Origin of the sequence: Photorhabdus kayaii (assembly GCF_025384895.1) — a bacterium.
Lineage (GTDB): Bacteria > Pseudomonadota > Gammaproteobacteria > Enterobacterales > Enterobacteriaceae > Photorhabdus > Photorhabdus kayaii.
This window is the reverse complement of the sequence record NZ_JAJAFZ010000061.1, coordinates 1-21589: the sequence shown is the minus strand read 5'-3', so window position 1 is coordinate 21589 and position 21589 is coordinate 1. Positions and strand designations below refer to the sequence as shown.

The following is a 21589-nucleotide window of genomic DNA, read 5'->3' as shown; positions in this document are numbered from 1 at the left end:
ATGAGGTATAGTAAGTAGATACTTACTTTTGGTACAGAGTCAGACTGAAATAAACAACCGCAGAATCACGTTTAAGATAATTACAACGATAAATTCAACAACATGATTCTGTCGGAATATTGCAATTCTTTAACAATTCCAAAAACAACAACTTGATATTTTACTATCAGGACCAGTTGGCGTTACGAATCACCCCAACCGCCAATCCTTCAATTGTCAGGCTCTGCTCACGCAAATCCACCACAATTGGCTTAAATTCGGGGTTTTCTGCCAACAATTCAACTTTATTTCCAGTCTGTTTAAAACGTTTTACCGTTACTTCATCTTCAATGCGGGCAACAATAATCTGCCCATTACGAACATCTTGTGTTTTATGCACAGCCAGCAGATCACCATCCATAATCCCAACATCTTTCATAGACATTCCGCTGACCCGCAACAGGAAATCTGCACTTGGCTTAAACAATGCAGGATCAACCTGATAATGACTTTCAATATGCTCCTGTGCCAACAGTGGTTCACCTGCGGCTACACGGCCAATTAACGGTAAACCAGATTCTTCCAACAGCAAACGGATTCCCCTAGATGCCCCTGCAACAATCTCTATCACCCCTTTACGAGCCAATGCTTTTAAATGCTCTTCAGCCGCATTAGGTGAACGAAAGCCAAGACGTGCTGCAATTTCAGCACGCGTTGGCGGCATACCTGTTTGCGAAATATGGTCACGCACCAAGTCATAAACTTGCTGCTGCCTTGCGGTAAGTGCTTTCATTTCGTCCCCTGTTTGTTTATACAGTCAATATGTAAGTATATACAGCTAAATAACGATTGGGAACCTACTAAGGCAGAAAATCAGCCAATTATAATATAATACCTAATTATTAAACCAAATCAGACCATAAAATAGCGCCAAAGGATGGTTCCCCAGACAATTAATGACAGCATCATCGTCAGAAAGACAGCCGCCGATCCCATATCTTTCGCACGACCGGACAATTCATGGAACTCACTGCCAATACGGTCAACAACGGCTTCAATAGCACTATTCAGGATTTCCATAATCAACACCAGCATCACTGAACCAATCAGTAAAATGCGTTCAATAGCGCCGATATCCAGATAAAATGCAACCATCATAGCCAATATCGCTAAAATTATTTCCTGACGGAAAGCCGCTTCATTTTGCCATGTTGCCCTAATACCCTTCACCGAATATACGATTGCTTTAATGATACGGGCCAAGCCCTTGGATTGATTCGCCATAAATTATTCACACCAAAAATAAGGTTATTTGACACTTTCCACTCTTATTATTGTCTTAACACAACAGATCTCAACACCCGTTTCTGGTATGCTGGCAACGTGTTGCTAACAAGAGGCTTCAAGATATTTATGTCAAGTTGGCGTAAAATATATTATAAATTATTGAATTTACCACTAAAAATACTGGTAAAAAGCAAACTTATCCCTACAGATCCGATTACTGAATTGCGGCTCGATACGACACGCCCAATTCTGTACGTACTACCGTATCACTCCAAAGCAGACTTACTGGCATTACGTCAGCAATGTCTTGAGCAGGATCTGCCGGACCCATTAAATTTACTGGAGATTGGTGACACTGAACTTCCCAGCTATGTCTTTATCGATAATGGTCCACGTGTATTCCGCTATTGTGCACCAAAGCAGGAATCCGTAAAAATTTTCCATGATTATCTGGATCTGCATCGCAATAATCCCAATCTGGATATTCAAATGCTGCCAGTTTCTGTCATGTTCGGCCGTTCCCCCGGGCGCGAAGGGCAGAGCACACCACATTTGCGGCTACTCAATGGTATCCAAAAATTCTTTGCTATTCTCTGGCTAGGCCGAGATAGTTTTGTGCGCTTTTCAAACACAGTATCTCTACGCTATATGGCAACTGAGCATGGTACTGACAAGACTATTGCCCATAAGCTGGCTCGTGTGGCACGAATGCACTATTCACGTCAACGCCTGGCAGCCGTTGGCCCACGCCTGCCGGTTCGGCAAGAGCTGTTTAACAAATTGCTGGCTTCAAAAGCAATAGAAAAGTCAGTCTCTGATGAGGCCCGTACCAAGAAAATCTCACATGAGAAAGCCCGACAGAATGCCATTAACATGATGGAAGAGATTGCTGCGAATTTCTCTTATGAAACGTTACGGCTGTCAGGCCGTGTACTAGGTTGGACCTGGAACCGTCTGTATCAAGGGATCAATGTTCACAATGCTGAACGCATCCGCCGTCTGGCACAGGATGGTCACGAACTGGTTTATGCGCCCTGCCACCGTAGCCACATGGATTATTTGCTGCTCTCCTACGTGCTCTACCATCAGGGCTTGGTACCGCCCCATATTGCCGCTGGCATCAACCTAAATTTTTGGCCGGCAGGGCCAATATTCCGCCGCCTTGGTGCATTTTTCATCCGCCGCACATTTAAGGGTAATAAGCTCTACGCCACGATATTCCGGGAATATCTAGGTGAATTATTTGCCCGAGGTTATTCTGTTGAATACTTTATGGAAGGCGGTCGCTCCAGGACAGGTCGCTTACTCGATCCCAAAACGGGTACGCTGTCCATGACGTTACAGGCGCTGTTGAGAGGCGAATCACGCCCAATTACCATTATTCCGATTTATATCGGCTACGAGCATGTGATGGAAGTTGCCACCTATGCCAAAGAGCTGCGTGGTGCAACCAAAGAGAAAGAGGGCTTTTTCCAGATGATACGCGGTTTGCGCAAACTTCGTAATCTGGGGCAAGGCTACGTCAACTTTGGCGAACCCATCCCGTTGATCCAATACCTTAACAACCATGTTCCTAGCTGGCGCGATTCTATTGATCCAATAGAATTCCATCGCCCCGAATGGTTCAATCCGACAGTCAGTCAACTGTCTGAGAAGATTATGGTAAACATCAACAACACAGCGGCGGCTAACGCAATTAACTTGTGTTCCACTGCCCTGCTTTCGTCACGTCAGCGAGCACTCACTCGTGAGCAACTGCTTGAGCAACTGGATTGTTATATACAGCTCATGCACAATGCGCCTTACGCTGCTGATGTCACCGTACCAAAGAAAACCGCGGAGGAGTTGCTAGAACACGCTCTGCAAATGGATAAGTTCGAGGTAGACAAAGACAGCATGGGTGACATTATCATTCTGCCACGTGATCGTGCAGTTTTGATGACCTACTACCGCAACAATATTCAACATCTATTAGTACTGCCATCACTGATTGCCTGCATCGTTATTCATCATCGCCGTATCAGCCGCGAAGCGCTGTTAAGCCAGGTCGCGATCATTTATCCACTCCTTAAAGCCGAGCTGTTTATGCGTTATAGCAAAACAGAGCTGCCAGAAGTGGTTAATACGCTGATCAACGAACTGACCCGCCAGTGCCTTATCTGTAACAAGGAGCATGGCATGCTGGTGCTTAATCCAGCACGTATCCGCCCCCTGCAATTGCTGGCAGCTGGCATCCGTGAAACACTGCAACGTTATGCCATCACACTCTCTTTACTGAACGCCAACCCAGTAATCAGCCGGGGAGTGCTGGAAAAAGAGAGTCGGATGTTAGCGCAACGTTTGTCGGTATTACATGGCATCAACGCACCTGAATTCTTTGATAAGGCGGTATTTACTACGTCGGTCCATACACTGCGTGAAGAAGGTTATATCAGTGACAGTGGTAATGCGATTACGGCAAATACCCAGGAGCTGTATCAGGTATTAGGTGAACTGATGTCACCTGAGATTCGTCTTACTATCGAGAGCGTCAGTTTGCCACCAGAGCATAACGATACCGACGAGAGTACTAAGGAAGGATAATCTTCTTAAATACTGGTGATAATGGTTGTTATTCACATTATCACCAGATGTTTCAGACATAGCTGAAGAAGATGCCAAGGAATAGTACCAGACCAACGTAGTTATTATTGAGGAATGCCTGGAAACAAAGCTCTCTTTCCCGACCAGCGAGCAGTTTCTGCTGATAAATAAATAAAGTGCCCGCAAGCAACAGTGACCAATAGTAGATACCGCCCAGATTCATCATATAACCCACCAGCACCAGCATCAGTAACATAGCGAGTTGCAATAATCCAATAATCAACTTGTCGAAACGACCAAACAGAATGGCGGTGGACTTCACGCCAATTTTTAGATCATCATTTCGATCGATCATCGCATACTGTGTATCATAAATAACTGACCAGAAGATATTAACCAGAAATAACAACCAACACTCTAGTGGTAAGGACTCACTAACTGCCGCAAATCCCATAGGAACAGCCCAACCGTAAGCGGCTCCCAGTACAAACTGAGGAAGATGACTAAACCGTTTAACAAAGGGGTAAAGCCAAGCCAGAGCCAAGCCAACGACTGACAACCAGATAGCCATTTTATTCAGGGTCAGCACCAACCCGAAAGAAACCAGCGCCAGTACGACAAATAGGATCTTGCTCTCTTTCTCGCTGATAGCACCACTCGGCAGGGGACGTGTTTTTGTGCGTTCAACATAACCATCAAATTTTCTGTCAGCAAAATCATTGATTGCACACCCTGCCGCACGCATCAGAAACACACCGACAGTAAAGATCAATAATATGTGCATATCTGGAATCCCTTTCCCAGCTATCCATAAAGCCCAGAAAGTCGGCCACAACAACAATAATGCACCTATAGGTTTATCAATGCGCACTAAACGGCAATAGGCCTGCCATTTACTTTGCGCCATACTTCCCGCCACTTCTGTTTCCCCCTTTTAAATTTTACCTTTTATACACAGGTGATTCAGGTAAAAAGACTTCGGTTAATAATAATGGCTTGCCTGATAACCTCAGCAATGATCGTCTTGCCCAACGGTTGCCCTGCTGCCCTACATGAATATAGTCCCGCGTCAATTTATTACCACTAAAAAGATATCGCCCCAGTGGGACTGTTCCTAAATCAACCAAACTTTCATCAGGACCGGTTAATGTTGCTTCAGGGATTAACGTCCGCCCCAATAGCCAAGGGATATTATCACCACACAGTACGATCTCACGCAGCCAATATCTTTGACCCGTTAGCAAACGCTCACTTTCATCAGAAAGTTGTTCCTCGGTAATAAAACATTCTCTGAATGGTATGATACGAACACAGTTGCAGTATTGCTCAAAACGGCGGGTCATTGAGCCCAACTCCATCAACCAGTCTAAAACCTCATCAGGCAAAACGGGCGAATCTATCGAAAGCCACTGAATAGGCACCATTGTTAATATTGAGTCAGTTGACATACGCTTTTCCATTAGGACAAATTTCTTTCATCCGACAGTACAATTGATAACCGCAGAGAATACCACGTTGCAGGTATACAGAATAAAAAGTTATAACAAATTCTATATACCCTATGGATTTCAAGATGCATCGCGACGGCAAGGGAGTGAATCCCCGGGAGCATAGATAACGATGTGACCGGGGTGAGCGAGTGCAGCCAACAAAGAGGTAACTTGAAAGATGACGGGTATAAATATTGTTGACCCAAAATAAGCGAATTATGATGAATATAATTCGCTCATATCAATTAAGTTTCTGACTCAGAATAAGTGATTAACGCCATGTTTTAAAACGGTTAATCAACCCATTTGTCGAGCTATCGTGGCTGACAACCCTATTATCATCCTTAAGTTCTGGCAAAATACGGTTAGCCAATTGCTTACCCAATTCAACTCCCCACTGGTCAAAAGTAAAGATGTTGAGAATCGCCCCTTGCACAAATATTTTATGTTCATACATGGCAATCAACACCCCCAAGCTAAATGGGGTAATTTCACGTAACAGAATAGAATTAGTCGGGCGATTTCCTTCAAACATTTTAAATGGCGCAACATGTTCAACTTCAACCGCCGTTTTACCACTGGCGACAAATTCAGCATCCACCTGCTCACGAGATTTACCAAAGGCTAATGCTTCTGTCTGAGCAAAAAAGTTAGATAACAATTTGCTGTGATGGTCACTCAATGGGTTATGGCTGATGGCTGGCGCAATAAAATCGCAAGGGATCAGTTTAGTTCCCTGATGGATAAGCTGATAAAACGCGTGCTGACCATTTGTTCCAGGCTCTCCCCAGATGATTGGGCCGGTTTGGTAATCCACTGGATGACCATTGCGATCGACATATTTACCATTGGATTCCATATTGCCTTGCTGAAAATAGGCAGCAAAGCGATGCATGTACTGATCATATGGCAGAATCGCTTCAGTTTCTGCGCCAAAGAAATTGTTGTACCAAATACCAATTAACGCCAGCAATACAGGAATATTCTGCTCAAATGGAGTATTGGCAACATGCTGATCCATTGCATGCGCGCCACTAAGCAATTGTTCAAAATTTTCAAACCCAACAGAGAGTGCGATAGACAAACCGATCGCTGACCACAACGAATAACGGCCGCCAACCCAATCCCAAAACTCAAACATATTTTTGGTATCAATACCAAATTGCTTAACTTCCTGTCCATTTGTGGAAAGCGCCGCAAAATGCTTTGCAATATGCCCTTCATCACCCGCACTTTTTAGGAACCAGTCACGGGCAGAATGAGCATTGGTCATCGTTTCCTGAGTAGTGAACGTCTTGGAAGCAATGAGAAACAGCGTCGTTTCCGGGTTAAGTGCTTTCAAGGTTTCTGCAATATGGGTTCCATCAACATTAGAAACAAAATGCATATTCAAGTGATTCTTATAAGGTTTCAGCGCTTCCGTCACCATATAAGGGCCAAGATCTGAACCACCGATACCGATATTCACCACATCAGTAATCACCCTACCGGTATAACCTTTCCACTCGCCATTAATTACGCGTTCACTGAAATCTTTCATTTTTGCCAACACCGCGTTGACTTGCTGCATAACATCTTCCCCATCAACCACAATCGGGGTGTTGCTACGATTACGTAGCGCAATATGCAATACAGCGCGATCTTCCGTACGGTTAATTTTCTCACCCGAAAACATACCGCGAATCGCCCCGGCAACATCCGTCTCTTTAGCAAGTGCCTGTAATTTTTCTAATGTCTCCGTTGTGATGCGATTTTTTGAAAAATCTACCAGGATCTGGTCATCGAATGTTGCTGAGAACTTAGCAAAACGATTTGGTTCCTGTTCAAACAATTCACGTAGGTGAATATCCTTTATCTGCGCAAAATGTTGTTCTAACGCTTTCCAAGCTGAGGTTTGACTAGGATTGATGTTTTTCATAGCTATGCTCTCTATCAACTGACTGTAATTAATTGGGAGTTAAAGAAAGATTGTAACCTGTAATTCTGTGATTCGAGCCTCTTTTCCTTTAATCGCTGATATTGGTCAAAACGATTAAGTTTTTCTAGTTCCATTTGCCGAAGCGTACAAAAAACAATCGCCCCTCTCTACTATCCTCAATTTATTTTATGATTTTCATCGCGTCATGAAAGATATTGATGTCACTCTTCACTCCATTGACTCAAACCCGTTAACCCGATATTTCTAAAAGACTATCCAGTTAACAGAAGGTTATCGCAATGAGTGCTGTTTCATCCCAATGCCCAGAAATTGGCGGGCATGTAGTCGCAAAATTTGGTGGTACCAGCGTGGCAAATTTCGATGCCATGAATAACAGTGCAGATATCGTACTGGCAAATAAAGCAGTGCGTGTGGTTGTGCTGTCTGCTTCTGCCGGTATAACAAACTTATTAGTTACATTAGCGGAAGGCTGCGATGCAGATAAGCGGGCTGACTACTTGAAACAGATCCACTCCATTCAATACGCAATTATTGATCGTTTGCATGAATCCGATACGATTCGTCAAGAGATTGATCGTCTACTGGAAAATCTTAAAACCCTTGCTAAAGCCGCATCTCTGGCAACCTCTGCGGCTCTGACAGATGAATTAGTCAGCCACGGTGAACTGATGTCCACACGATTGTTTACCGAATTGCTCCGCCAGCGAGGGAAAAATGCCGAATGGTTTGATATACGCAAAGTGATGTATACCGACGATAGTTTTGGCCGTGCAGAACCAAACCATGAACAACTTCAATCGTTGGCAACGGAACATCTCTTACCACATCTGAAAAATAGCCTGGTTGTCACCCAAGGTTTTATTGGTCGTGAAGAGAACGGCCGTACCACTACACTGGGGCGCGGTGGCAGCGATTATACTGCGGCACTCTTGGGAGAAGCCCTTGGCCTGAAACGCGTTGATATCTGGACAGATGTTCCGGGCATTTATACCACTGACCCGCGAGTCGTTCCAACTGCCCAACGAATTGATAAGATTGCCTTTGATGAAGCGGCGGAGATGGCAACCTTTGGCGCCAAAATCCTACATCCGGCAACCCTGTTTCCTGCTATTCGCTGTGGCATTCCAGTATTTGTCGGCTCTAGCAAAAACCCACAGGCCGGCGGTACGCTGGTTTGTGATACCACAGAAGCCCCACCACAGTTCCGCGCTATTACCCTGCGCCAGAAACAGACGTTATTGACACTACACAGCCTGAAAATGCTACACGCACAGGGGTTTTTGGCTGAAATATTTACCATTTTGTCACGCCATAATATCTCAGTGGATTTGATCACCACCTCCGAAGTCAATGTGGCATTAACACTCGACACCACTGGCTCCGCTAGCACAAATGGCAGCCTGCTGACCAATGCATTGATGACGGAGCTTTCGACACTGTGTCGGGTTGAAGTGGAAGAAGATCTGGCGCTGGTGGCAATTATTGGTAATCAGCTTTCTCAAACCAACGGATTAGGAAAAAAGGTTTTTAGTGTGCTGGAAAGATTCAATCTTCGTATGATCAGTCATGGCGCCAGTAACCATAACCTATGCTTGCTTGTTCAAGGTAAAGATGCAGAGCAAATTGTTCAAACGCTTCATCAGCGTTTGTTTGAATAAGTATAATTTTTCAGGTATTTGATATTTCGCTCAGCCAAAAGACTGAGCGGAATCTTATACTACACTGCTACAGCAACCTCATAATAGTAATACTCCCTCTTTCTTCATTTTCTTTAGTACGGAAATGCAGATTCACCGGCAGGATCATGAAAAATTTATTTTAATTTTTCTATCTCTTTTTAAATAGTTTCTGTTGTAAATCCCTGTGTGAATTAGTTAGCATTTTCACTTACACATTTAATTATATTGAGGGATGGAAAATCACAGGGAGATTTTAAAAAAACATTATTTTCTCATTTATTAGGGAAATTATACGTAGAACAATTATATGATCTTGATAAAAAAAGGGCTATCAATTAGTATGCATGAAGATTAAAACTGAAGCATTGATATTCCATACTGCCTAATAACAATATGAAAAATCAATCAAATGAAATGAGAAACAACAGTGATATTAGCAAGCAAATGTACTTTAGCTTGTGCGGTAGCTATTACGAATATCAATAAATCATACAAATATAATCTTGGTATAAAAGGATCATATATGGAACTTGAACAGCAAGTATTATCGATAGTCAACAAAATTGCCAGAAAAAATGTTGAGTTAGATGATGAACTTTTGAAGAAAAATTTAATAGATTCAATCACTACAGTCGATCTCATCCTGGCATTACAAGAGGAATTCGATTGCTACATATCAGCAACTGATGCTGAATCTATTCTCGAAACCCCTAAATCAATTATCAATTATTTAAACAACTTAAAATGATGTTAAAAAAGATATCTATTAATATTGCGGCGTTATTATTCGCAGCAATTATTTTTTCATCTATTATAGTATTTATAAATAATTTCAACTCGAAAATAGTAGAATACAAATATATTGAAGACGATAGTAAATCGATCAACTATATACCTACTATTACAGATCAACACAATGCCATTGATTTCTCAAAAGAAAAATCACTTGAATATGGATTTAAAAATAATCATGTCATTTTGTTTGGATCTTCTGAATTAACAAACAGAACACATAAATTCATTCCATATGATTTTTTAACAAAAAATTTAAATATTCCCACAATAGGCATTGGTAAAGCGCATTTTGAATTATTAGCAATTTATGGTTATTTATCCGCTTATCAAGAATATTTAAATAAGGATAGTAGAATTGTTATTATTCTATCTCCGGGATGGTTTGAAAAAACAGATCTACTACCACAAGCATACAATTCTCATTTTCCATCCTATATCGCAAATAAACTCGCAAATGATGAAAATGCAAAAAATATATTTTCAAACTATCTCAATGAAAACAAAGATAACTTTGAAAATCTAAATTCTACCCAATTAAAGTTAATTCATAAAGACAATATAATAGCGTCGTCAGTTGCAAACATTTTAGATTATATAGCAGAGGCAAGAATAAATATCAAAAACATAATAACCGACAATCATGCAATTAAAGCTGACAATATTTATGTCCTTCATAAAGATCCTTTAATGAAAAAACAATTTAAAATTGTCAATACCGAAGTTCAATGGCTAGATTTAGCTAATGATGCTAAAAATATTGAACTTAACAATATGAGCAAAGAGACGCAATGGGTAAATAAAAAATACTATGAAAAGTATGTAAAGGATAAAAAAAGTAAAAAAGCTTTTCCTAATGGCATCAATTACAGCAAAGAAATGCATGCTCTTGACAACTTATTAGATTTATTATCGAAATATAATGTAGATGCTCTATTTATTATGCAGCCATTAAACCCTTATGTATACACAGATACAAATAACTTTAATCCCGTTGAAAATATTATATCAGAGAAAATAAAATCTCACGGCATGGGATATTTAAATCTTATTGAAGAGCAATATCAGCCAGGAGTATTAACTGATATTATGCATATGGGGGAATATGGTTGGTTATTAACTGATAAAGCTATTGTGGAACATTTTGCGAAATGAAATATTTTATAAAGGCTTTTTTATTATATCTTTTTCTAATGCTTACCTTATTTTATCATTCTGATTCTATCGTCAATGGTAGCAGTGAAGTTAAAGTAAAATATGAATATCAGCAATTTTAGAATAAAAAAGGCATAAAAAAACATGTTTGCAAATTTTAACTTTTTCATTTATCTATTTTCAGCCTCATTTGTTTTTTCTTTATTTTTTCTATTTTTTAATAAAAAAATAAACTCTAAAATTGCATTAAGTGTACTTTCTATTATTTGCTGGTGTATTATTTTTAGATATAAAATTTATATACCTATAGCATTATCTGTTTATTTCTATTTAATAACTTTAATTTTCAAAAAGAACATAATTAATAAATTAGTATCTTCTCTGCTAATAATTTCACCTTTATTTTTAGTTAAATTAAATTTGGAATTTAGTCATCTACTTAGTGTTATCGGTTTATCCTTTTTTACATTCAGAGCTATAGATGTCATTTTATTCTCTAGCAAGCAACAGAAAATAGTAATTTATGAATATTTTGCCTATTTATTCCTACCATTAGTTTGGCTGGCTGGCCCTATGTATAGATGGAACAGCTTCAAACGTGATTTACTTGAATTACCAGTGCCAGTCTCTTTAGAAAAATGGTTTGCCGGTGCTGGACAAATATTATATGGTGTAGTTCAGAAATTTTTATTCGCCGCCATTATCTATAACGTATTTTTATCTGACTATATTAATAAAGACACGATTGAATCATACTTAGTAGTTGCTATAAGTTATAGTTTTTACTTATATTTTGACTTTGCAGGTTATACTAATATGGCTTGTGGCGCCGGCAAGCTATTTGGAATAAACTTACCTATTAATTTTCATTATCCAATTTTAGCCAAAAATCCACAGGACTTTTGGCGTAGATTTCATATTAGTTTATCTGAATGGTTAAGAGACGTCATCTTTATGCCATTATATAAGATGCTAATGGAGAAAGAATTTTTCAAAAATCATAGACTTTTTGCCCAGAATATCAGTATTTTCATCACATTATTTTGTATGGGTATTTGGAATGGACTAGAACTTAATTACATTATAAGTGGTGCTTTATTTGGTTCTTACTCAGTAATGCATAACTGTTTAATTAATTACACCAGAGATAAAGAAAATATCGCTAATATCCTAAATAAAAAGATCGTCTCTTTCTTTGGCAGACTGATAACGTTAACTTTAATTTGTTTTTCTTTATATATATTTAGTGGATACAGTTTTATAAAATGAAATATCTCAACGAATATAGTGAATCAAACTTTGATTTATTCATTAACGATAGAATCATAGCGCCTTCTCATCCAGACACCCCCGTCATCGTGGGTTCAGATCAAGTCATTTATTGGCGTGATTTATATGATGAAATTAAAAAGTGGCATTCTAAATATTTAGAATTAAATTTAAACCGCAACACGCCTTTGATCTTATACGGACACAAAGAAGCTAATTTTTTAGTTTCAATTTATGCATGTATAACCTATAAAATCCCATTTATTCCAATCGATATAATTTATCCAACACAACGCTTGTTAGAAATTGCATCACTATCCAACACGCCTTATTACTACGATGTGATTAACAATCAATTCAAAACAACAAACGTTGATTATATTGAATTTGATGAAGATCATGTTGCCTATATCATGTTCACATCCGGTAGCACAGGAAAACCTAAAGGCGTAGTCATTGGACGTGAAAGCGTTTATGATCTTATGCGATGGATGTACAATGATTTCAAACTTGGTGAAAAACCTGTTTTCATGAATCAAGCGCTATTTAATTTTGATTTATCCATGTATGAAACATTTGGCACATTGGTATACGGTGGCACATGTATTTGCATTTCTCAAGAAACAACGACTGATTCTGAAAAATTCTATCAAGTTTTAAATCATTATCAACCAACAGTATGGGTTTCCACACCTTCTTTTTCTTATAAGCAATTGCTATCGCAAAATTTTAATTATTCCTTTTTAAAAAATCTAAAACATTTCCTATTTTGTGGCGAAATTCTAAGTAAAAATCTCGTTAAGTATTTAAGGAAAAGATTTCCATCTGCCATTATCTATAATACTTACGGTCCCACAGAAGCTACCGTGGCAACAACAATAATTGAAATTAGCGATCAACATCTCCATTCGGATATGGAATTATTGCCAATTGGAGAGTCAAGATCAGGCTCGACTCTAACATTAGAAAATGACGAGATTGTCATCTCTGGCGCTCATGTTATGAGAAAATATATTGGCGCTAAAACGGAAGATAATAATAGATTGACCATTAATCAACATGGAATAAGAAATTTTCGAACCGGAGATATCGGCAAATTAATTGACAATATCTGGTATTGCTTTGGCAGGAAAGATAACCAAATAAAACTAAATGGCTATCGCATTGAGCTACATGAAATTGAAGAAAGGCTGATGAATCTTCCCATTGTTGATAGTGCTGTTGTTTTGCCATTAAAAAAAGAAGATGGTTCTATTGTTCGCCTGGTTGCTTTCTGTAAATTCAAAACCATTATTGATAAGGAAAATTTAGTTAACCTTCTTAAAAAGAATTTACCCTCCTATATGATACCCAGTGAATTTATCAATATTGATAACTTTCCAGTCACCAATAACAGTAAAGTCGATACAAAATCTTTACTGTCAAGATATAACAATAATGAATGTGAAATTATAAAATAATTAACAAAAATCCGAAAACAGGAAGGAAAATAAGGTATAAACAACCTATAAAGAAAGAAATAATTTTAAATATATATGCTCAGTGAAAATAGGTTCACCATAGAAAACATACCCTATGACAGGTGATCAGCCCAGTATTTTCACCCCAGACTGATCACCTGTTACCTAATATTAAAAAAAGGCTTTTTATAACATTAAATACTGTTGGTCGTTCGCAATGTTGACCATAATGCCTTCATGGCCTTTCCTCTGGGGAAAGCAATATATTCTGGTTCAATTAACGACGGCCGCCAGCTCATTTTATATTGACGTTGCGAAGCAGCAGGATAAACAATACCGCCTTTTGATGACAACCATTTAGCAACTTTATAAAAGATTGCCGAGTCATTGAAATATTCCTCCTCGCCGAACTCCACCAAGGGGGTGAAGCCCAAATGAAGGTAGGAAACTACACCCTCTTTCAGGAAGTCATTAATCGCCGTTTCATTAATAAATTGCATCGTGCCGTCGGGTATATCCGGTTTTTTTCGAGATAGATTATGAAACCATCCCGATGTCTCCCCCCAAGTGTAGCTATAAACAATATATGCCTGAATTTGTTCTCCCTGAGTTGCAATATAGACTCTGTGCTGGCCTGAACTCACTTCCACCGTATTGAAATCAATCACCAATTTTTTCAGGGCCTTAGCGTGTTTTTCTTTCAGCCAAAGCTGATTAATATGTTCTAGTTGTGGTTTAAATCGATAATATTCCTCTTGCGAGCAGATCTCTCGAACGGAAATCCCCGCTCTTCTGGATTTACTGATTTTATTTCTAAGCTGCTGAAACCGTTTGCCTTTCATATCATATCCATCAAGGCTCAATGAATAACTCGCTCCAAGCTGGTTCACAGAAAAGCCATTATTTTTCAACAACACAAAATCACTCTCATCACCGTGCAGAAAAACCGGGAAAGCCCGCTTTTCTCTGGTGAAGTTGAGAAAAGAGTGTAAAAGTGCAGCTCGTTCTTCGCCAGGAGCCAAAATACCGCCTACACACATATGCAGATTTTTGTCCTGAAAGAAACCAATAGCCCCCTTTTGATTAGTAAACCAATATGTTTCACTATTGAACAACAGGCTACTCAACGGGTGCTTTGCATAGCAAAGCACTTTTCTGAGATGGCTGTTGCCAAGAACATCTTGAGCGTTCCCAGTGGCAATAATCTGGGGAGCATCAAGCAACATGCTCATAACGCTCACCTTGATTATTTCGGGAATACTGGACAGGGATGAACCCATGCTTCCTGGCAATATCCCGAATCGCCAATGCATCATTATAATCAATAGATTTACCGATGCTTTGATGAACACTCACCCCTTCAAGCGCCACAGCGATAGTTTCTGATAAACAGGCGAGATTGACCCCCGCAGGTACATCGATCACGTTACAATCGCTATAAACCACTTTCTCAGGCTGATAGACCAATCCCCCCTCGTAAATTTGATGGTTGCCATCACGAATGAAATCGAAAGGTCTGGCCGCATCAAAAACGATGGCAGAATCTTTCAAATAATGTGTATTCAAGAAAGGCTTACCTTCACTTGTTGCCGAAACAATAAAATCAGCCTGACTCAAAGAATGTTCATAACTATCTATCGCTTCCAAACCAAAGGTACCAACGACTTCAAGAACTTGCTGATGTAATATTTGTGCATCTGTCACCCCCGGATTTTGTTTAAAAAGCCATTTTCTCATCTTATCCATGACCGAATCTGGCTGGATAACATCATGAGTCCTTAACACTGCGGAAAGAAGCGCCTTGGTCAGTTCAGAGAGCAATATGCGTGCTTTATTGGGGCGGCTAACCAAGATAATCCGGCCAAAATTATGAGCTAAGCCGATGACTGAAAGCCTGCCTACGGAGCCTCTGGCACCCACTACCGCCAATGTTTGCCGGGATGCATTCTCAATCAACATTGAGCGTATCCCCTCAATCACCGCCACCGCGGTCAGAGAGTTGCCATTAGTCAATATCCGACCCTGCCGATTATTCACCAGGCTATTACCACCATTAGTAATAACCGAGGTATAAGCACCTAAGCCAACGATTTCAGCGCCATTTTTCTCTGCCACATCAAGATATTCCCTCATCAATACCGCCCGTTCTTTCGCTGACAATGCCATCATATCTTCGGGACTAATGGGTGAAAAAATGAGCATACCATTAGCATAGGCCGTTGAACTTTCGACACCAAACTCAATAGCGACATCAGGATTAAAATCGATCGAGGAAACCTGTGTGATCCAATTACCGAGCTGTTTCTGCTGCTCCAGCGTGTAATTCTCCTTTATTGACAAGCAATAAGAATGAGCGAGCTCATTAACCGAAGTGGTATGAATCAAGAAAGCAAATTTCTTACCCTCAATCAATCCAGGAATAGGCGCTTTAATCTGGGCCAAGTTGTTATTTTTTGAAATCGGATAACTCACCGAAGCGGGTGGGAGATCCGCAATAGGTATATCTATCAAGTGTGAAAAAAGAATGTCATATCGTCCATTCTCAACGAGTTGGCATACCTCATCAAAAGCGGTGAAAAACGTCTTAATATCCTCTTTGGAAACGTTAAGCGGTGGCTCAAAACGTACAGAACAAGGGCGAGACATTAACGGCATGGTGAAAAGACCATAATGTTTCAATAAGAAACTACAAATGATATAAGCCAGGCCACCGCTTCTTTGACTGAAATTGATAAATATGTTGGAAGCCGCTTTGCTGTCCTGTATTTCAAGACCACGCATCAACCCAGCCCCGTGCCAGTAAAATTGTTCTGGATATTTAGCAGACAATTGTTCAAGGCATTCATCAACATAACGGCTGACTTCTTGAATATGGGTTAACGCCTTACCATCATCTTTAGTCAGATGCTCGATAACAGCAATCCCCATCGTTGCGGCTAGAACGTTATTGGCAAAAGTGGAGCTATGTTTCCTATCGAACTCGGATAAATAAAACTCATCTGAATATAACATCGCACCAATTGGTGAGATACCTGCCCCCAATGCTTTAGAAAACAGGATAACATCCGGTTTCAAAGCGTAGAGCGTGGCCGCACAAAATGCCCCAAGCCTACCGATACCCGTCTGAACTTCGTCAAATACTGACAATGTGCCATTGTCTTTACACAGTGCCAAAATACTGGACAACGTATCTGGTGGAATCACTTTCATTCCACCTTCTCCTTGCACCGGTTCAATGATAAATGCGGCAAATTCCCGGCTCTCTAGCTTTCTTTTTATTTCATCTAAATCTTCGCTATCAACCTGCTCATATAATTTATCATCGTAAATGAAATCGGCTTTAAACCGATTTGATCCCGTAGCGGATAATGCCGAATAGGTTTTTCCGTGAAAACTGCGATGCAAACTCAGAATACGTTTTCTGCCAGTAAACAGACGGGTAAATTTAATCGCAGCTTCTACTGTTTCAGCACCACTGTTAGTAAAAGTACAGTGGGTATATTTTTCCTTATCTATTTGCTCTGCAAGCATTTCAGCCAATAGACGTACCTTTTTGTGAATATTGGGCTGAAAGAAGATAGGCTCTTTATCTTTAGTGAATCTGTCAATTTCAGCGATAGCGAAATCAGGATTATGTCCAAATGGCAGAGCACCATATTGAGCCAAAAAATCCTTAACAACCCGGCCATCCGATAATGTAAGCTGGTTATCTTGAGCAGACTTAATATCCAGTTCAAGGCCCACAGAGTTCAATAAACTCTCACGATATTGATTAACAAACATAGTTTTCTCTCTTTTTTTTTAGGTGCACAAAGTCATGCTGTAAACAGCATGGAAAAATCCTTGAGTTATAAATAGGTGATTCTAAAAGTAATTAAGTTTGCTGCATGATCTGGTTAATCATTTGGAATTCTCCTATCGGATGAAATTTAAATAACTGTACTGCCAAATAGAAATTCATAATTTCCGGTGTTGTCATTACCTTAATCCCACCGCAACATCGGAATATGAAACTGGCAGTCTCCTCAAGGATATTTTCCAAGGTATAACGTAACGCGAGAATCTTATGGACGGCATTTTCATCCTGGCTAGCATAAAAGGAAATAATCAACATCTGACCGAGAATAACATTAATCTTATAATCAGCTTGGGTCAGGGTATATTTAATTGGGTGCTGTTCTACTACTTTCTCAGGAATAAAACGAGTCAGCCCATCAAGAATTCCAGAATAAGTATTTGCGGCAAAATAATTAAACAGTGATAAACCGCAGGAAAGCAGCATCTGTTGTTCAATCCCTTTATAATGAGAAAGTCGTTTTAATGAAACTTCGGTATCCGAAAATTTAACTTCTTGATTATCACTTTCAGCCATAATCCCCAGTCGCCAGAAAGGAATAACCTTAAAATTCTGATCCGATTTAGAAACCAATACTATCCTCATATCATTATTATTATCAGTATCGCAGACCGATAACACATAATAGTCAGCAATCGAAGATAAGGAACAAGGTTTCTTCGAACCATTAACAAACAACTTTCCCTCTTTAGAATGCATTTTAAGCGATGGTATAAAAATATTCGTTCCAGGCACACCTTCTGCAAAAGCGGAAGCAACCAATGCTTTTGATGCCATAACTTCATTCAATAATACGTTGCTGTCTTCGAATATGTCAGGAAATTTACTGCAAGCCAGTACAATATGATTATGCATTGTTAAGGCAATACCAACAGCGGGAAGCCATGCAGAGGCTTCACGGATAGTATTACCGACTTGATGAAGCCCATCCATATTAGATTGAGCCATCAAACGTAGGCATTGTGAAGCGGCCTCAGAACCCAATAACAATCTTTTCAATCTATCTGGTGTCAAATGTTGGTATTTCCCGCTATTCTTCCTAAGTTCTTCAACAATATTTGTCATTTTTAATTCTCCTTAGCCTATTCAAACAACCTACTGAATAAGGCCAATATCTACACTAAACCCATGTACTTAAGGCGTGACTGCTGCATCCGTTCAACCAAGGAATGAGATAGCTCAAGGCGAGATTCCACCGTAGAATCGGACAACAACATCCCAGGCACTAATTCATAACCTTCAATAAAGCGCAAATGGTTCTGCATACCCCGTTGATAGAACATTTCACGCTCTACAAACAAGTCATCAACAGATACCTGGCTCCATAACGCCAGCCCTTCTTCTATACACTCAAGAGCCGATTGCTTTAGAGAACTATCATTTTCGAGTGCCATCTTGACGATATTTGCACACACTGTCAGATGTCTTAATTCATCAGCATTGGCTCTGGCCTGTGTCTCGGCGGCGACAATATCAAAAGGGCGCCACTTGATTTCGCTGAGTTCTGACGTTGGCGCAAGTACGCCTTCCAGAACAACAGTAATAATTAACACGCCTGCAATATAGTCATTTTTCAACACCACCCACTTATCGAAATAAGTTCTCAATGTTTCCAACATATTGGTCATTTTTCCTCGTAAGAGGCTTTCCATTTTTCCGGCCACATTGTCGATATCCGCAAAACCTATTCTGACCAGATGTTCTCTGAATAATTTAGCATGTCTACCTTCATCAAATATCTGAGTCAGCATATAATCAAAGTTGATATTGTCAGGAGCCTTATCTGCAAGTAACAATAATGCTTTCGTTGCTTCATATTCCGACATCGATTTAAAAGAAAGTTCCCTGATCAGAGACTCCCGTAAATCACCCGGCAAATAGGTTAATTTAGGATCATTGGCATAATAGGTTCTTTTTCTTTGTTCAACACTTATCTGTTCAGTGAACCATTCATCCAAGCCCCAATCTTTTGCCCGCATTTCTACTTCCGATGCCTGTTTAATTAAATTCATAATATAAATTCCTCTCCCAATAAGTTATCTCTCTATACCCGTCATCTTTCAAGCTGCCTCTTTGTTGGCTGCACTCACTCACCCCGGTCACATAGTTATCTATGCTCCCGGGGATTCGTTCCCTTGCCGTCGCGATGCATCTTGAAATCCATAGGGTATATAATGATTTATTTCAATGAATAGTGGGCTGCTTAAATATATTAATAGATAACTTAGGAAAATTCCCCAGTACACCTCGATCCAGGCAGATATGGACAAATAGTGCAATAACGCTGTAATTATCCTTAAAGAACCAGATCCAGAGCAAACTAATCACACTGAGTGTAAATAAATTGTGGCAAATATTATAAATGGTATAAAAAGTTGGAGGAGGAGTTCCTTTTTTATTCAGTAAACTCCAGATCCGCCCTGGGTAATAACCAATAATATCAATCAGAAAAAATAACACAATAAATTGCCACCAATTTATATAACTCTCAAACTGCCAAGTCAGAAATAAACTGATAAAAAATAATCCCAAAAATTCCCAACGCAGAATTTTAAATGTATTAATCATCGCTATTCTCCATCATTTCTTTTTTCATGATTGCAATAATATCTCCTGGCTGTTTAATCCAGGCACTGTGAGGATTACCTTTGAGAGACAAAGTTATTTCCCTAACTTCTGCATTAGGTATAAGACTTGCTAATACTTGAGTAGACTTCAACGGAGCCCAATTATCTCCTTTAAAACAGATATAAATGGCCTTGGATAAATGCTTATTCTCCTTCCCCTTATAAGCACGGACATGATCATAATTTCCCGTACAAGCAGTTTTGGACCAGTCCCGCATTAACCCCTTAGCTTCTCTTATGCCAAAACCAATCTTTTTCCCAGGGAGATAACCATATAACACAGTCAGAATGTTAAAAACAATAGCTGCTGTTATTATCTGTACCCTCCCCATTCCCTGCCAATTCTTATACCACACGTTCCCAGTTGCCACACAAAACAGAGAAAATGGCCTGTCAGTTGAGCAGGCAAAGATCGTCGCAATATGCCCCCCAAGACTGTGACCAAAAATAATAGGAATTTTATTGCTATTTAACTCAATAGCCTTGTCTAACATTGCCGGAAGATAATCCTGCAACAGGTCGGAATAGTTATAGTCATTTTTTCGACTTGGTTTAGGTTGATTGTCTCCATAACCTGGCATATCAGCAGTGACAACCTGAAAACCCTCTTTTACCAGTTGTTGTATTAAAGCGTCATACTTCCTGATTTCCACACCAATAGCAGGTAACAATATAACAACTCTGCCATTACTATCTCCCTGATAAACCTTATAATTACAGAGGAAATTGCCAGCCACTTTAAAATAATTACCGTTAATATTATTTTTCATATCTATATGCCCCCAATAACTACATCACGCCCCAGTGACTGACATTAGCGATAAATCCGCCAAAAAAATTTTATTTTCAATGCAATAAGTATCAAATTCTTGTCCATATCGCCGGGTTATTAGTGATTTTCTAATTTTTTATTAAACAATATAAAAGCCCCTTATACTTTCTTAGTAACAGGCTATAGATAAAGCAAGAAACATATATTATTTTATAAATTATTTGCTGGAAAAATTATTTTACACATTAGAAAAATTTAGTTTAAAATGTAAATCATACCATTTAAATATTAATAAATAAGTTATAAATCAATAATAAAATATCAATTTTAAATGTATTGAATTTACATGAAATAGTATTGATAGAAAGCTATAACCATGTAAAATAACAAGCAGTTAATAGTAATAAGAGATAATCTTAGTTTAAATAACACATAAAAAAAATGAAATTTATTCATGAATCAATTTAAAAATATATTCAAAAAATTATTTCCCAACATTATTTTCACAAATCCGTTTATATTAATTCCTTATATACTTTACATGGCAAAATTATTAATGCTCATGAATTATATCATTACCACTATTTAGTTTATGAAATTAACCAGCCATTCTGTTCTCTTACTCTATGACTGGTTTTATATTAACTTTAATTATATACCCTATGGATTTCAAGATGCATCGCGACGGCAAGGGAGCGAAT

17 protein-coding genes are annotated in these 21589 nt (G+C 39.1%); 6 read left to right on the top strand and 11 right to left on the bottom strand.

Annotated elements, in window-relative coordinates; genetic code table 11:
- Positions 1–166 precede the first annotated feature (166 nt).
- Positions 167–772, bottom strand: a complete 606-nt coding sequence (gene lexA, locus LGZ98_RS18490; RefSeq protein WP_112877396.1) for a transcriptional repressor LexA — start codon at positions 770–772, stop codon at positions 167–169.
- A gap of 119 nt (positions 773–891) precedes the next feature.
- Positions 892–1263, bottom strand: a complete 372-nt coding sequence (locus tag LGZ98_RS18485) for a diacylglycerol kinase (RefSeq protein WP_113043543.1) — start codon at positions 1261–1263, stop codon at positions 892–894.
- A 129-nt stretch (positions 1264–1392) separates the two neighbouring features.
- Here LGZ98_RS18485 and plsB point away from each other — a divergent pair, with 129 nt between their 5' ends.
- On the top strand, positions 1393–3849 hold the full coding sequence (gene plsB / locus LGZ98_RS18480; protein ID WP_113043542.1) for a glycerol-3-phosphate 1-O-acyltransferase PlsB: 2457 nt from the start codon (positions 1393–1395) through the stop codon (positions 3847–3849).
- Positions 3850–3901: 52 nt separating this feature from the next.
- On the opposite strand, the gene ubiA is transcribed toward plsB, so the two are convergent.
- The 3 genes from ubiA to pgi all read right to left on the bottom strand — a co-directional run bounded on the left by ubiA (position 3902) and on the right by pgi (position 7257).
- On the bottom strand, positions 3902–4756 hold the full coding sequence (ubiA, locus tag LGZ98_RS18475) for a 4-hydroxybenzoate octaprenyltransferase (protein WP_262978381.1): 855 nt from the start codon (positions 4754–4756) through the stop codon (positions 3902–3904).
- Positions 4757–4790: 34 nt separating this feature from the next.
- Positions 4791–5297, bottom strand: a complete 507-nt coding sequence (gene ubiC / locus LGZ98_RS18470) for a chorismate lyase (protein WP_262978380.1) — start codon at positions 5295–5297, stop codon at positions 4791–4793.
- Between the two features lie 313 nt (positions 5298–5610).
- On the bottom strand, positions 5611–7257 hold the full coding sequence (gene pgi, locus LGZ98_RS18465) for a glucose-6-phosphate isomerase (protein WP_262978379.1): 1647 nt from the start codon (positions 7255–7257) through the stop codon (positions 5611–5613).
- Positions 7258–7556: 299 nt separating this feature from the next.
- Here pgi and lysC point away from each other — a divergent pair, with 299 nt between their 5' ends.
- The 5 genes from lysC (at position 7557) to LGZ98_RS18440 (ending at position 13633) form a co-directional block, all read left to right on the top strand.
- Positions 7557–8936, top strand: a complete 1380-nt coding sequence (gene lysC / locus LGZ98_RS18460; protein ID WP_113043538.1) for a lysine-sensitive aspartokinase 3 — start codon at positions 7557–7559, stop codon at positions 8934–8936.
- Between the two features lie 448 nt (positions 8937–9384).
- Entirely contained in the window at positions 9385–9705 is a 321-nt protein-coding gene (locus LGZ98_RS18455; RefSeq protein WP_262978378.1) for a phosphopantetheine-binding protein, read from the top strand.
- Positions 9702–10904, top strand: a complete 1203-nt coding sequence (locus LGZ98_RS18450) for a D-alanyl-lipoteichoic acid biosynthesis protein DltD (RefSeq protein ID WP_262978377.1) — start codon at positions 9702–9704, stop codon at positions 10902–10904. The genes LGZ98_RS18455 and LGZ98_RS18450 overlap by 4 nt, the downstream gene beginning before the upstream one ends.
- A 144-nt stretch (positions 10905–11048) precedes the next feature.
- The gene (locus LGZ98_RS18445) at positions 11049–12173 is read left to right on the top strand and encodes an MBOAT family O-acyltransferase (RefSeq protein WP_113043535.1); all 1125 of its coding nucleotides are present in this window, start codon (positions 11049–11051) and stop codon (positions 12171–12173) included.
- Complete coding sequence (locus LGZ98_RS18440) at positions 12170–13633, top strand: AMP-binding protein (protein ID WP_113043534.1); 1464 nt, start codon at positions 12170–12172, stop codon at positions 13631–13633. Before LGZ98_RS18445 ends, LGZ98_RS18440 begins: the two co-directional genes overlap by 4 nt.
- 194 nt (positions 13634–13827) lie before the next feature.
- Here the strand turns inward: LGZ98_RS18440 and LGZ98_RS18435 are convergent, their stop codons facing one another.
- The 6 genes from LGZ98_RS18435 to LGZ98_RS18410 form a co-directional block, all read right to left on the bottom strand.
- On the bottom strand, positions 13828–14865 hold the full coding sequence (locus tag LGZ98_RS18435) for a DUF2156 domain-containing protein (RefSeq protein ID WP_113043533.1): 1038 nt from the start codon (positions 14863–14865) through the stop codon (positions 13828–13830).
- Positions 14849–17416, bottom strand: coding sequence for an aminotransferase class III-fold pyridoxal phosphate-dependent enzyme (locus LGZ98_RS18430; protein WP_113043532.1), 2568 nt, complete (start codon positions 17414–17416; stop codon positions 14849–14851). Before LGZ98_RS18430 ends, LGZ98_RS18435 begins: the two co-directional genes overlap by 17 nt.
- 91 nt (positions 17417–17507) lie before the next feature.
- Positions 17508–18554 carry an acyl-CoA/acyl-ACP dehydrogenase gene (locus LGZ98_RS18425; RefSeq protein WP_113043531.1) on the bottom strand — a complete coding sequence of 349 codons (1047 nt, stop codon included), beginning with the start codon at positions 18552–18554 and terminating at the stop codon, positions 17508–17510.
- Between the two features lie 50 nt (positions 18555–18604).
- Entirely contained in the window at positions 18605–19501 is an 897-nt protein-coding gene (locus LGZ98_RS18420) for a hypothetical protein (RefSeq protein WP_262978376.1), read from the bottom strand.
- Positions 19502–19673: 172 nt separating this feature from the next.
- Complete coding sequence (locus tag LGZ98_RS18415; protein ID WP_262978375.1) at positions 19674–20057, bottom strand: hypothetical protein; 384 nt, start codon at positions 20055–20057, stop codon at positions 19674–19676.
- Complete coding sequence (locus LGZ98_RS18410; protein WP_228902757.1) at positions 20050–20886, bottom strand: alpha/beta fold hydrolase; 837 nt, start codon at positions 20884–20886, stop codon at positions 20050–20052. Before LGZ98_RS18410 ends, LGZ98_RS18415 begins: the two co-directional genes overlap by 8 nt.
- Positions 20887–21589: the final 703 nt, after the last annotated feature.

What these genes read in the sequence shown, in the direction of transcription:
- lysC (WP_113043538.1), top strand. Translation starts at nt 7,557, where the DNA reads ATGAGTGCTGTTTCATCCCAATGCCCAGAAATTGGCGGGCATGTAGTC.
- pgi (WP_262978379.1), bottom strand. Translation starts at nt 7,257, where the DNA reads ATGAAAAACATCAATCCTAGTCAAACCTCAGCTTGGAAAGCGTTAGAA.
- LGZ98_RS18430 (WP_113043532.1), bottom strand. Translation starts at nt 17,416, where the DNA reads ATGTTTGTTAATCAATATCGTGAGAGTTTATTGAACTCTGTGGGCCTT.
- ubiC (WP_262978380.1), bottom strand. Translation starts at nt 5,297, where the DNA reads ATGTCAACTGACTCAATATTAACAATGGTGCCTATTCAGTGGCTTTCG.
- LGZ98_RS18485 (WP_113043543.1), bottom strand. Translation starts at nt 1,263, where the DNA reads ATGGCGAATCAATCCAAGGGCTTGGCCCGTATCATTAAAGCAATCGTA.
- lexA (WP_112877396.1), bottom strand. Translation starts at nt 772, where the DNA reads ATGAAAGCACTTACCGCAAGGCAGCAGCAAGTTTATGACTTGGTGCGT.
- LGZ98_RS18440 (WP_113043534.1), top strand. Translation starts at nt 12,170, where the DNA reads ATGAAATATCTCAACGAATATAGTGAATCAAACTTTGATTTATTCATT.
- LGZ98_RS18410 (WP_228902757.1), bottom strand. Translation starts at nt 20,886, where the DNA reads ATGAAAAATAATATTAACGGTAATTATTTTAAAGTGGCTGGCAATTTC.
- LGZ98_RS18420 (WP_262978376.1), bottom strand. Translation starts at nt 19,501, where the DNA reads ATGAATTTAATTAAACAGGCATCGGAAGTAGAAATGCGGGCAAAAGAT.
- LGZ98_RS18415 (WP_262978375.1), bottom strand. Translation starts at nt 20,057, where the DNA reads ATGATTAATACATTTAAAATTCTGCGTTGGGAATTTTTGGGATTATTT.
- LGZ98_RS18450 (WP_262978377.1), top strand. Translation starts at nt 9,702, where the DNA reads ATGATGTTAAAAAAGATATCTATTAATATTGCGGCGTTATTATTCGCA.
- LGZ98_RS18445 (WP_113043535.1), top strand. Translation starts at nt 11,049, where the DNA reads ATGTTTGCAAATTTTAACTTTTTCATTTATCTATTTTCAGCCTCATTT.
- ubiA (WP_262978381.1), bottom strand. Translation starts at nt 4,756, where the DNA reads ATGGCGCAAAGTAAATGGCAGGCCTATTGCCGTTTAGTGCGCATTGAT.
- plsB (WP_113043542.1), top strand. Translation starts at nt 1,393, where the DNA reads ATGTCAAGTTGGCGTAAAATATATTATAAATTATTGAATTTACCACTA.
- LGZ98_RS18425 (WP_113043531.1), bottom strand. Translation starts at nt 18,554, where the DNA reads ATGACAAATATTGTTGAAGAACTTAGGAAGAATAGCGGGAAATACCAA.
- LGZ98_RS18435 (WP_113043533.1), bottom strand. Translation starts at nt 14,865, where the DNA reads ATGAGCATGTTGCTTGATGCTCCCCAGATTATTGCCACTGGGAACGCT.